Consider the following 13,143-nt stretch of genomic DNA (forward strand, 5'->3'; position numbering starts at 1 on the left):
ATGTGAATACAACAATCGAACAATTATGTGAGGAAACGAAAGATTCCGATGCTATTACCATATCAGTTGAAGATGAATGTTTGAATGTTAATATTAAAATAGGAGAAAACAATGCTTATACACAGATTGCTTTGTCAGAACTTTATGTCAGAGTAATGAATAGTAATACAGTCAACTGCTATGAGATAATATTAGAAATTATAGGTGAAGGCATCAACCAAAATATTATGGAATATGCTAATTATGCAAAATAAATTTTTATAAAATGGTTTGCTTGCAATCTTATATAAAAACAGATAGAATTAATGGATAATATTAGACAGCGGAGGTTACATATGAAGATTGTATGTTTGGAAGCAAATTGCTTGGGTGATGACGTTGATTTAACATGCCTTGAAGAATTCGGAGAAGTAACCGTATATGGTTCATCAACGGCAGATGATACCCCTGAGCGTGTGAAAGATGCAGAAGTAATTGTAGTGAACAAAGTACCGATGAATGCGAATACCTTGTCTGATGCAAAGAACCTAAAGGTAATTTGTGTTACAGCAACAGGTACGAATATCATTGATACGGAGTATACAAATGCAAGAGGAATTACTGTAATGAATGTAAAAGGTTATTCAACAGATGCAGTAGTACAACACACATTTGCATTGCTATTTTATGTATACGAGAAGCTAAGTTACTATGATCATTTTGTTAAATCAGGAGAGTATGTTAAGAATGATATATTCAGTCATTTTGATCAGAAGTTCTTTGAATTAAAAGGTAAAACATGGGGGATTATCGGGCTTGGTGATATAGGAAGAGGAGTTGCAAAGATTGCAGAAGCATTCGGATGTAAGATTATTTACTATTCCACATCTGGTAAGAATCATAATCAAGACTATACACAAGTGACATTAGATGAATTATTAAGTCAATCTGATATTGTATCAATTCATGCCCCTTTGAATGATCAAACAAGAGATTTGATTCGAGCAGAAGAATTAAATAAGATGAAAGAAACAGCAGTACTTATGAATCTTGGAAGAGGATCTATTGTTAATGAAGCTGATCTTGCAGATGCATTAGAGAAAGATAAGATTACAGCAGCTGCACTTGACGTATTATCGAAAGAGCCAATGACGCCTGATAATCCATTATTACGAATTCAAGATAGCACAAAACTTATTATTACACCACATATTGCTTGGGCGCCAGTTGAAACAAGAAGACGTGTCGTTGAAGAAGTTTGTCTGAATATGAGAGCTTATTTATCTGGAGTAGAGAGAAATATAGTAAAGTAGAGCAGTTGTGGAATTTAATGGGCTTGTAACATATGTAAAACTTGACAATAATGTAAAAAAATTTTTAGAATATTAAATAATTGTTTCTGTTGATTAATCAATGCAATTGGTAAAAGTTATAAAATAAACTTATCCAATTGCATTATTTTTATGCACAAATACTAGGAAAATTGCATAATGTAAATATATGTAGTTTATTATGGATGAAAAAGCCATGCCAAACACTTGATTTTTTTATCATCTGTGTTATACTTATTAAATAATTGTTAACAAAATGTTACTTACTTATTCGGATTTGTTTCTTAATTGTTATTATATATTACGATGTATTACGAAATTGAGTGAGTAAAAAATGGATTGCGGTAATATAGCTTTCCTACTGCAAGTGAGTGTTTGAAGAAGCACTTACAATTTCAAATTCATAATAATATATCGATTGTTATTATGTAACCAAAGATAACCAGTTTAAGGTTATTAAAAGGAGATTTATATGAAGATGAAAAAATTCTTGCTTTGTATGACTACAGCAGTATTAGTAGCCAATACAATCAGTATCAACGCATTTGCAGCGGAAGTGAATACAGTAGAACAGACACAGAACTCAGAAGTTGTAGAAACAACAGTAGATACTACAGATTCACAAGTAGAAGAATCTACTACAGGGGATTCTACCAACACAGAAGGTACTTCTACAACAGAAAACCAAGAGTCTGACTCAAGTGTAGTACAAGATACAACAACAGAAACATCTAGCGATAGTAAGAATGAAGAAACAGAATCTAAGGAAACAACAGATTCCAAAAAAGAGACAACAAAGACAACCACAAAAAAAACAACAACAAAGACAACAACAAAAACCACAACAAAGAAAACTAGCACAACTAAGAAAAAGACAACTGCTAAGAAAGTAAGTACAGTGTCTTATTCAAAAGCAGAATTAAGATTACTATCTGCACTTATTTATAGCGAAGCGAATGGACAGTCTTATGCTGGTAAATTGGCTGTAGGTATTGTTGTAGTAAATAGAATGGAATCAAAAGCATTCCCTAATACATTAAAAGGTGTAGTATATCAAAAATATCAATTTGGACCAGTTAGAAATGGCTCTTTAAATAAAGCATTAAAGGAATATGATAATAAGAGATTTACTTCTGCTCATGAGAAACAATGTATTAAGGCTGCGAAAGCTGCTTTAAGTGGAGTAAAGACAATCACATATAAAAAGAGTGGCAAGACGTTAAAGAAAAATCTTAGTGGATATTACTATTTCAGTGGTAGATTATCAAATTCAAGATTTAAACTAGGTGGCCATCAATTTAAGTAAAACTTACTTAGCTGTTACATTTAGGTGTAACAGCTTTTTTATTATAGAAAATTGTGCTTTCCAAGTATATAAGTATAAATATAGGAAAATATTATTAATAGCACTTTTCTAAATGAAGTAATTGTGGTATGATAAAGTTGAAAGTAATCTACTTTCTTTTTGCTGGTAAATCAAACCAGTAATATTTTTGGCTTTTATTAGTATTTGAACTATTTATCCTAAGAGTATTAGTATGTAGAGGATTACGATGATCCTTTAACATAAATGGTTCGATATACATGATTATATAATAGTAGTAACTTAGGAGGAGACATAGAATCATGGAAAATGTTTCAACAGAAAAAGAAGTTATATCTAAAAACTTCATTGAGCAAATAATTGATAGAGATATTGAAGAGGGCCATTGTAAACAGGTTGTTACAAGATTTCCGCCAGAACCAAACGGATATCTTCATATTGGACATGCAAAATCTATTTTATTAAATGATGGTTTAGCTAAAAAATATAATGGTAAATTCAATCTTCGTTTTGATGATACAAACCCAACAAAAGAAAAGACAGAGTTCGTACAATCTATAATTGAAGATGTAAAATGGATTGGTGGAGATTTCGAAGACCGATTATTTTTTGCATCTGATTACTTTGAACAAATGTATGAAGCTGCTGTTAAGTTAATTAAGAAAGGAAAAGCTTTCGTATGTGACTTAACTGCAGAAGAAATAAGAGAGTACAGAGGAACATTAACTGAACCAGGTAAGAACAGTCCTTATCGTGATAGAAGTGTAGAAGAAAACCTTACTTTATTTGAAGGAATGAAGAATGGTGAATTTGAAGATGGTACGAAAGTATTACGTGCTAAGATTGACATGACGTCTCCTAACATTAACATGAGAGATCCAGTAATCTATCGTGTGGCTCGTATGACTCACCACAATACAGGCGACAAATGGTGCATTTACCCTATGTATGATTTTGCTCATCCAATCGAAGATGCAATTGAAGGAATCACTCATTCTATCTGTACGTTAGAGTTTGAAGATCATAGACCATTATATGACTGGGTTGTTAGAGAATTAGAATATGAAAATCCTCCAAAACAAATTGAGTTTGCTAAGTTATATCTTACAAACGTTATTACTGGTAAGAGATATATTAAGAAATTAGTTGAAGAGAACATCGTAGATGGTTGGGATGATCCTAGATTAGTATCTATTAGTGCATTAAGAAGAAGAGGTTTTACGCCAGAATCTATTCGTAAGTTTATGGAATTATGTGGTGTATCTAAGAGTAATAGTTCTGTTGACTATGCAATGTTAGAATACTGTATTCGTGAAGATCTTAAACTTAAAAGACCAAGAGTTATGGCAGTATTAGATCCAATTAAACTTGTTATTACCAATTATCCAGAAGGCGAAATTGAATATCTTGATGCTGCAATCAATCAAGAAAATCCAGAGATGGGAACAAAAAAAGTACCATTTGGTAGAGAGTTATACATTGATCGTGAAGACTTCATGATTGAACCTCCGAAGAAATATTTCAGATTATTCCCAGGCAATGAAGTTCGCTTAATGAATGCATACTTTGTTACTTGTACGGATTATATTACAGATGAAAATGGTAAAGTTACTGAAGTTCACTGTACGTATGACCCTGAAACCAAAAATGGGACTGGTTTTACTGCGAGAAAAGTAAAAGGTACAATTCATTGGGTAGAAGCTACAACTGCAGTGAAAGCAGAAGTTCGTTTATATGAGAATATAGTAGATGAAGAAAAAGGCGTGTATAATGAGGATGGAAGTCTCAATTTAAATCCAAATTCATTAACAGTTCTTAATGAATGCTATATAGAACCAGCAATCAAAGAAGCCAAGTCATTAGATAGCTTCCAATTTTTAAGACAAGGATATTTCTGTGTGGATTGTAAGGATTCAAAAGAAGATCATTTAGTATTTAATCGAATTGTATCGTTAAAGAGTTCTTATAAACCAGCTTAGGGAGGGTGAAAAATGGCTAATTTATTTTCGGGATTAGAGAATTTTGGACTAGGCGAGTTACAAGGTCTAGATGTGTATAATACAGATGGCGATGAGAAGAAAGAAGGTAAGAAAGAAGTAGAAAAACAAAAAATTTCAGAAGCTGATTTCATCTTTGATAAGACCTATACTTGCCCTGTTTGTGATAATGAATTCAAGTCAAAAGCAATTAAAACGGGTAAGGTTAAGTTACTTGGCGCCGACTCTGATTTACGTCCAAAGTATCAACTTGTTGATTCATTAAAATATGATGCAATTGTTTGCCCTAGTTGTGGATATAGTGCATTAAATCGTTTCTTTAGCTATATGACAGCACCACAAGCAAAATTAATTAAAGAGCAAATTACGGTTAATTTCCGTGGTATTGAAGATAATGGAGAGTTCTATACTTATGACGATGCAATTACTCGTCATAAGTTAGTTCTTGTAAATACAATTGTTAAGAAAGCAAAGAATAGTGAAAGAGCCTATACTTGCCTAAAACTTGCTTGGTTAGTAAGAGGTAAAGCAGAGAGTCTTCCACTAGATACAGCTAATTATGATGCGGAAATTGCTAAATTAAAGTCAGAAGAAAATGAGTTTATATCGAATGCATACGAAGGATTTACAACAGCATTTTCAAAAGAAATGTTCCCAATGTGCGGAATGGATGAGAATACTGTTACATATCTAGTAGCAGACTTAGCAAGACGTTGTGGTAAGTTTGACGAAGCTGGAAGATGGATTTCCAGAGTGCTTGTTGCAAGAGATGCAAATGAACGTATCAAATCAAAAGCACGTGATTTAAGAGAACTTATTGTGCAAAATAAGAGCAAATAATAGATTAGAAGAATAAAGATAACAATAAAAGAAAGACAGGATTAAATGAATATCATGTCAATATGTAACAGAGAAGTTGTATATTGACATGTAATATATTTAATCTTGTCTTTCTTATATATATAACTAATGATGATTATTCTATAATTACGCTATTGGTTTTTTGAATGGTTCTAGGTAATGCATCTTGAGAGTTTTTCCAAGGCTCATTAGCATAACGATAATCGAATTTATCTATAAACCATTCTAAATCATCACGAACACGTTTCATGTTATCTAGATATAATTTGTTGAGGTCAGTTATGAAGGATTGTAGTGTATCACCGCTTAGTTGTTCAGGTGCCATCTGATAAAGATCTGCATAATGATTCGTACATAACCCCTTTGAGGTGCGGAATAAGTCGCGGAATTCAGATTCTTTTTTGTATAGATAGAAAACAGTGATAAGATAACGTTTATAGGTTTGCTCAATTCGATTGCATATAAAGCAAGAGTGGTTTACTGTTTCTATGTAAGAAGGAACCCCTCCAGCCTCTACCTTTTTCTTGAATAAAGAAGGAGCTGAAACTTTTTCTGAACTAGAGAGTTTCTCTAAATCAACGATGGTCTTGTCCATATGAGTCTTAAGCATAAGAGCTAATCCTAGGCGATTTTGGTTTTCGTATAATAGTTTGATATGACTATTGCAAAAACCTACTTTATCTGTAACAGCTCGAGTATCATCTTCCATATAGCTTGGTCCCATAGTGAAATCAATTGCCTTTAATTCCAAACTATTATACATGGAGCAAACAGGACATTCACAATCCTCTTTATAGGCATCCATAACAGGTATTGTATATAGTTGTTCTTTCATCGCGTAACCTCCAATCATGTGTAAAGGCTACTAGGTCTAATAGGATTGCTAGAACTAGTAAGTCGCCAGTAATTTCATTATAGCATAGGTTCTAAGAATTATGCTATAATGAATTAATTTGTAACCTGTATTTAGAATAATAGTTAGTAGGGAGTAAGTATGAAGATTAAAGTTGATAAGACTGGTATTATAATAGAAGAAATTGAACATTTTGATTTAAAACAGACCTTGGAATGTGGTCAATGTTTTCGATATGAATGTATTGGTGATAATGAATACATTATTATAGCTAAGAATCGTATGCTTCATTTGAAACAAGAAGGTCAAACACTATACTTTTATAATAGTACGATGGAAGACGTACAGTCTATATGGTGCCCATTTTTTGATTTGAACCGAGACTATGGTGCAATTAAGAAATGGCTAAATGAAAGGGATCATCTTATAGGGGAAGCAATGGAACAGAAATCTGGAGTAAGAATATTAAATCAAGATTTCTTTGAGATGCTAGTGACCTTCATAATATCGCAAAATAAGCAGATACCACATATAATGCAGATTGTTGCGCGTATATCAGAAAGATATGGTGAATATATTGGGGAGTGGAATGGTAAGAGTTATTACAGCTTTCCAACTCCAGAAGCATTAAGCAAAGCAACTGAACAGGATTTTCTTGATATGAAAGCAGGCTTTCGTGCCAAATACTTGGTGGATGCATGTAGGAGAGTTGTAAATCAGGAACTAAGCGAGACTGAGTTACGCCAGATGAATTATAACGATGCTCTTGAGAAGATTCAGATTATAAAAGGTGTTGGGGAGAAGGTAGGCAATTGTGTCTTACTGTTTGGATTAGGAAGAAGAGAAGCATTTCCAATTGATGTATGGATGATTCGAATTATGGAAAGACTCTATTTTGATAAGCCTGTAAAGAAAGAAGAGATGCAAGAGTTTGCTAAAGAACATTTTGGTGAGTATGGTGGTTATGCACAGCAATATTTATTCTATTTTGCAAGAGATAATCATGTGAAATAATAAAAAAAGAGAGTAAAGATGAGATAAAGAGAGTAAACAAAAGAATAGAAGAGGTATACCTTGAAAATCACGAAGTTTGCGAAAAACATTCAGTTGCATTTAAAAGGTAAATTTACTAATATATAAATAATCTTTTAGCACTCAATCAAAGTGAGTGCTAATAACATTAAAAAAGTAATGGCTACGGGTAAAGAATACACTTTCCGTAAAGACAAGAACAAGGAGGAATATTAATATGAAATTAGTACCTTTAGGAGACAAAGTTGTTTTAAAACAATTAGAGGCAGAAGAAACAACAAAATCAGGAATAGTTTTACCTGGTCAAGCGAAAGAAAAACCACAACAAGCGGAAGTTATTGCAGTAGGGCCTGGCGGAGTTGTAGATGGCAAAGAAGTTACAATGCAAGTTAAAGTTGGAGATAAAGTAATTTACTCTAAATATGCAGGTACAGAAGTTAAACTTGGAGAAGAAGAATACATTGTTGTAAAACAAAATGATATAGTTGCAATAGTAGAAGATTAGGCTATTAGTTATAAATGTAATAACCACTCGATGTTAAATTAAAATAGGAGGCAATACATTATGGCAAAAGAAATCAAATATGGTGCAGAAGCAAGAAAAGCTCTTGGAGCAGGTGTAGATAAATTAGCAAATACAGTTAAAGTAACATTAGGACCAAAAGGAAGAAACGTTGTTCTTGATAAATCATTCGGTGCTCCATTAATTACGAATGATGGTGTTACAATTGCGAAAGAAATTGAATTAGAAGATCCATTTGAAAACATGGGTGCTCAATTAGTAAAAGAAGTTGCAACTAAGACAAACGATGTTGCTGGTGATGGTACTACTACAGCTACTGTATTAGCACAAGCTATGGTTGTAGAAGGTATGAAGAACCTTGAAGCAGGAGCAAATCCTATTATCTTAAGAAAAGGTATGAAGAAAGCAACAGATTGTGCAGTAGAAGCAATTAAGAATATGAGTTCTAACGTTACTGGCAAAGAACAAATTGCTAAAGTTGCTGCAATCTCTGCAGGAGACGAAGAAGTTGGCCAATTAGTAGCAGATGCCATGGAAAAAGTTTCTAACGATGGTGTTATTACAATTGAAGAATCTAAGACTATGAAAACTGAACTCGATTTAGTTGAAGGTATGCAATTTGACCGTGGTTATGTATCAGCATACATGGCAACTGATATGGATAAGATGGTTGCAAACCTTGATAATCCATATATCTTAATCACAGATAAGAAAATCTCTAATATTCAAGAAATCTTACCAGTTCTTGAACAAATCGTTCAATCAGGCGCTAAATTATTAATTATTGCCGAAGATGTTGAAGGTGAAGCATTAACTACATTAGTTATTAATAAATTAAGAGGAACCTTCCAAGTAGTAGCTGTAAAAGCTCCTGGTTATGGTGATAGAAGAAAAGCAATGTTACAAGATATCGCTATCTTAACTGGTGGTACTGTAATCTCTGATGAACTAGGATTAGACTTAAAAGAAGCAACTATGGATCAACTTGGCCGTGCGAAATCTGTTAAAGTTGAAAAGGAAAATACAATCATCGTTGATGGTGAAGGCGACAAAGAAGAAATCGCTTCTAGAATTGCACAAATCAGAACTCAAATCGAAGAAACTACTTCTGATTTTGATAAAGAAAAATTACAAGAAAGACTTGCTAAACTTGCAGGTGGTGTAGCTGTTATCCGTGTTGGTGCTGCAACTGAAACTGAAATGCAAGAAGCTAAGTTACGTATGGAAGATGCTTTAGCAGCTACAAGAGCAGCTGTTGAAGAAGGTATCATCGCAGGTGGTGGATCTGCGTACATTCATGCTTCAAAAGAAGTTGCTAATCTTGTAACTACTATTGAAGGTGATGAGAAGACTGGTGCTAACTTAATTTTAAAAGCATTAGAAGCACCATTATTCACAATCTCAGCAAACGCTGGATTAGAAGGTGCTGTTGTTATCAGTAAAGTAAGAGAACAACAAGCAGGAATGGGATTCGATGCATTAAAAGAAGAATATGTTGATATGGTAGCGAATGGTATCCTTGACCCAGCTAAGGTTACAAGAAGTGCATTACAAAACGCAACAAGCGTAGCTTCTACATTACTTACAACAGAATCAGTTGTAGCTACAATTAAAAAAGATGAACCAGCTATGCCAGCAGGAGCAGGCGGCGGAATGGGAATGATGTAATTTAACCATAGCCCATCAAATAGGTAGTGGTTTTTGAATAAGACAATTTCCTTTGGTTATATGCATACGGTGTGTTAACCTAAAGGAAATTGTCTTTTTTACTTTTAAGAATTGATCTATTATTAGATTTATCAGCAGTTTATATAAATTTAATTACAATCCACTTTATTTTCCGTGCATTATTTAGTATAATGTATTTAATTGCTTATCTATAAGCAGGTAGTTTAGTGACATTGTAATTAGGAGGAAGTTTTAAATGGGAGAAACTTATGCAGAAGCAGGGGTACCAAGATTACCTACTGCGAAGACATACTTTATTAAATTTTTATTAGTTGTTTTAACATTAACATGTTTATTCTTAACTTTCACTCTATCAGCTATGTTATTTACATTTGTATTAGTTTGCATTATGGCAATATCAATGATATTCCCTAAACTTAATATTGAATATGAATATGTTTACTGTGACGGACAAATCGATTTTGATCGTATAAGTGGAAAAGCTAAGAGAAAAAGAATGTTACGTATTGATATGGAACAAGTGGAAATTGTTGCACCAGAGACTTCGCATGCACTTGATTCTTATCGCAATAATAATAGCTATACACTTAAGAATTTTAGTTCTTTAAGAAAAGACGTTAATCCATATGCGATTTACTATATCTCTGGCGAAGCAAGATATAAGATTCTATTTGAGCCAAGCGAAAAGATGCTTGAATGTATGAGACATAAAGCGCCTCGTAAAGTTATAATGCAATAGGAGTACATAGCTCTATACTGGTCACATACATTATTCTAATATATCTTATAAGAAATAATTATATAAAATAAGAATAAAAGCTGAAAAATTAATTTTATAACTGAAATTAGAAAAAGATTGTGTGAAAACAATCTTTTTTTCTATTTAATAGGTTGACAAGTTTATTTTTTTTAGTTATACTTGTGAAAATTACTGTCTATGACAGAAAGACATTTTGGAAAAAATGCCATTCAAAACTATTTATGAGAAAGTGAGGATATTTGAAATGGGAACAATTATCGGTGAAGGAATTACATTTGATGATGTGTTACTCGTACCTGCATATTCAGAGCATATTGCGAACCAAGTTGATTTAGCTACAAACTTAACCAAGAAAATTAGATTAAACATTCCTATGATGAGTGCGGGAATGGATACAGTTACAGAACATAGAATGGCAATTGCTATGGCTAGACAAGGTGGAATTGGAGTTATTCACAAGAATATGTCAGTAGAAGCACAAGCAGAAGAGGTAGACAAAGTAAAACGTTCAGAAAACGGCGTTATTACCGATCCATTTTATTTATCACCAGAACATACATTAGAAGATGCCAACAATTTAATGGCAAAATTCCGAATCTCTGGTGTTCCAATTACAGAAGGTAAAAGACTTGTTGGTATTATTACTAACCGTGATCTTAAATTCGAAACAGATTTTTCTAAGAAGATTAAAGATTGTATGACTAGTGAAGGTTTAATCACTGCACCAGAAGGAATTACTTTATCTGAAGCAAAAGAAATGCTTGCAACAGCTAGAAAAGAAAAATTACCAATCGTTGATAAAGATGGTAACCTTAAAGGTCTTATTACTATTAAAGACATTGAAAAGCAAATAAAATATCCATTATCTGCAAAAGATGCACAAGGAAGATTATTATGTGCGGCTGCTGTAGGTATTACAAATAATATTCTAGTTCGTGTGGATGCTTTAGTAAAAGCTAAAGTTGATGCAATCGTTATTGATTCAGCACATGGACATTCACTTAATGTTATTAATACAGTTAGAACGGTTAAAGAAAAATATCCAGATTTACAAGTTATTGCTGGTAACGTAGCTACAGGCGAAGGAACTAGAGCATTAATTGAAGCTGGTGCAGATGCAGTTAAAGTTGGTATTGGACCAGGATCAATCTGTACAACTCGTGTTGTTGCAGGTATCGGTGTTCCTCAAATCACAGCAATTATGGATTCATATGCAGTAGCTAAAGAATATGGAGTACCAATCATCGCTGATGGTGGAATCAAATATTCTGGAGATATGACTAAGGCAATCGCAGCAGGTGCTAACGTATGTATGATGGGTAGTATCTTCGCAGGTTGTGATGAAAGTCCTGGAACATTCGAATTATTCCAAGGTAGAAAGTACAAAGTATACCGTGGTATGGGATCTATCGCAGCTATGGAAAACGGAAGTAAAGACCGTTACTTCCAAACAGATGCTAAGAAATTAGTTCCAGAAGGTGTTGAAGGTCGTGTAGCTTATAAAGGAACTGTAGAGGATACAGTATTCCAACTTATGGGTGGTTTGCGTTCTGGTATGGGTTACTGCGGATGCCCAACAATTGAAGAGTTAAAAGAAAGAGGAAAATTCGTTAAGATTTCCGCTGCTTCATTAAAAGAAAGTCATCCACATGATATTCATATCACAAAAGAAGCACCTAACTATAGTGTAGAACAATAAGTAGATTCATTATGTAAATTTTATTATAGAAGAAACACCACAAAATCCATTTGGGTTCTGTGGTGTTTTTTGGTGAAGTTATATTACTAACGGGTTATTGCTTAGTATAAATACTGTTATGTTTAGCGAAAAAGATACTATAATAGTTAAGAATTTATTAATAGGTTGAAGCATAGCAAAAATTATGGAATAATAGGAGAGGAAATTTAAGAGAAGAAAAGTAGGACGGATGGAGTGTAATTACAATGAGGAAAAAACTAACAAGGGCACAATACAGAAGAAAGAAAAAGATGAAACGGTTATTAATACTTAGCAGTATGGTATTAATGTTTGTGACAGGGGTATGTCTCTTAGCCGGTGGAATCTCAAATGTTCTTCATGGAAGTTTGCTTGGACCAAAGAGTAAACCGACACTTAAGGTAGTAGATGGATTCTATGATAGTCTTAATATAGAAGAGATGCTACTTACACCGAATGAATATTCAAGACCAGAAACAGCACTTAATAAGGTAAATGGTGTGGTAATTCATTATACAGCCAATCCAGGAACCGATGCAGAAGCTAACCGAAATTATTTCGAGGGGCTAAAAGAAGGTAAGACATATAATAACGGGAATTATATCTATACCAGTAGCAATTTTATTATTGGATTAGAAGGAAACATAGTCCAGTGTGTTCCACTAAATGAAGTTGCCTATGCATCAAATGGTAGAAATGAAGATACCATATCTATTGAAGTGTGTCATCCAGATGAGACCGGGAAATTTACAGAAAAGACATATGAGTCTTTAGTTAAACTTACAGCATGGATTTGTTCAAACTATAATTTAAAGAAAGATGAAATCATTAGACATTACGATATTACAGGAAAGAACTGTCCGAAGTATTATGTAGAGAATGAAGAAGAATGGGAAAAATTTAAGAACGACGTATTTGAAATGATTGAAGAGAATGCAAAGTAAGGAATAATCCATAAAAACAATAATAGAAAAGAGACAGCAAATTAGTTCATTATTGAGCTACAGGCTGTCTCTTTTCTATTATAATACTAAGAAATTTTTATTCATTTAGGAAACTTTACTATATTTGTGTATC

General features: G+C 33.2%; 12 protein-coding genes. 11 read left to right on the forward strand and 1 reads right to left on the reverse strand.

The genetic code is table 11. The annotated features are described in order from the left end of the window. The 5 genes from ACW2QF_RS02720 to ACW2QF_RS02740 form a co-directional block, all read left to right on the forward strand. On the forward strand, window positions 1-254 hold a 254-nt coding region (locus ACW2QF_RS02720; protein WP_455714458.1), incomplete at its 5' end, for a hypothetical protein. Window positions 255-335: 81 nt separating this feature from the next. Next, complete coding sequence (locus ACW2QF_RS02725) at window positions 336-1,292, forward strand: D-2-hydroxyacid dehydrogenase (protein WP_455714459.1); 957 nt, start codon at window positions 336-338, stop codon at window positions 1,290-1,292. Window positions 1,293-1,782: 490 nt separating this feature from the next. Further along, window positions 1,783-2,616, forward strand: coding sequence for a cell wall hydrolase (locus tag ACW2QF_RS02730; protein WP_455714460.1), 834 nt, complete (start codon window positions 1,783-1,785; stop codon window positions 2,614-2,616). A gap of 320 nt (window positions 2,617-2,936) precedes the next feature. After that, window positions 2,937-4,613 carry a glutamine--tRNA ligase/YqeY domain fusion protein gene (locus ACW2QF_RS02735; protein ID WP_455714461.1) on the forward strand — a complete coding sequence of 559 codons (1,677 nt, stop codon included), beginning with the start codon at window positions 2,937-2,939 and terminating at the stop codon, window positions 4,611-4,613. Between the two features lie 12 nt (window positions 4,614-4,625). Then, window positions 4,626-5,471 carry a DUF2225 domain-containing protein gene (locus ACW2QF_RS02740; protein ID WP_455714462.1) on the forward strand — a complete coding sequence of 282 codons (846 nt, stop codon included), beginning with the start codon at window positions 4,626-4,628 and terminating at the stop codon, window positions 5,469-5,471. 136 nt (window positions 5,472-5,607) lie between these two features. Here the strand turns inward: ACW2QF_RS02740 and ACW2QF_RS02745 are convergent, their stop codons facing one another. Then, complete coding sequence (locus ACW2QF_RS02745) at window positions 5,608-6,327, reverse strand: DUF6062 family protein (protein ID WP_455714463.1); 720 nt, start codon at window positions 6,325-6,327, stop codon at window positions 5,608-5,610. 159 nt (window positions 6,328-6,486) lie between these two features. Here ACW2QF_RS02745 and ACW2QF_RS02750 point away from each other — a divergent pair, with 159 nt between their 5' ends. The 6 genes from ACW2QF_RS02750 (at window position 6,487) to ACW2QF_RS02775 (ending at window position 13,010) form a co-directional block, all read left to right on the forward strand. Next, window positions 6,487-7,359, forward strand: coding sequence for a DNA-3-methyladenine glycosylase family protein (locus tag ACW2QF_RS02750; protein WP_455714464.1), 873 nt, complete (start codon window positions 6,487-6,489; stop codon window positions 7,357-7,359). Between the two features lie 235 nt (window positions 7,360-7,594). Beyond that, entirely contained in the window at window positions 7,595-7,882 is a 288-nt protein-coding gene (locus ACW2QF_RS02755) for a co-chaperone GroES (protein WP_455714465.1), read from the forward strand. A 60-nt stretch (window positions 7,883-7,942) separates the two neighbouring features. Further along, the gene (gene groL / locus ACW2QF_RS02760; RefSeq protein ID WP_455714466.1) at window positions 7,943-9,568 is read left to right on the forward strand and encodes a chaperonin GroEL; all 1,626 of its coding nucleotides are present in this window, start codon (window positions 7,943-7,945) and stop codon (window positions 9,566-9,568) included. Window positions 9,569-9,824: 256 nt separating this feature from the next. Continuing rightward, window positions 9,825-10,328, forward strand: coding sequence for a DUF6106 family protein (locus ACW2QF_RS02765; protein WP_455714467.1), 504 nt, complete (start codon window positions 9,825-9,827; stop codon window positions 10,326-10,328). A gap of 265 nt (window positions 10,329-10,593) precedes the next feature. Beyond that, window positions 10,594-12,048 carry an IMP dehydrogenase gene (guaB, locus tag ACW2QF_RS02770; RefSeq protein WP_455714468.1) on the forward strand — a complete coding sequence of 485 codons (1,455 nt, stop codon included), beginning with the start codon at window positions 10,594-10,596 and terminating at the stop codon, window positions 12,046-12,048. A gap of 245 nt (window positions 12,049-12,293) precedes the next feature. After that, entirely contained in the window at window positions 12,294-13,010 is a 717-nt protein-coding gene (locus ACW2QF_RS02775; protein ID WP_455714469.1) for a peptidoglycan recognition protein family protein, read from the forward strand. Window positions 13,011-13,143: the final 133 nt, after the last annotated feature.

Source organism: Anaerosporobacter sp. (assembly GCF_965301125.1).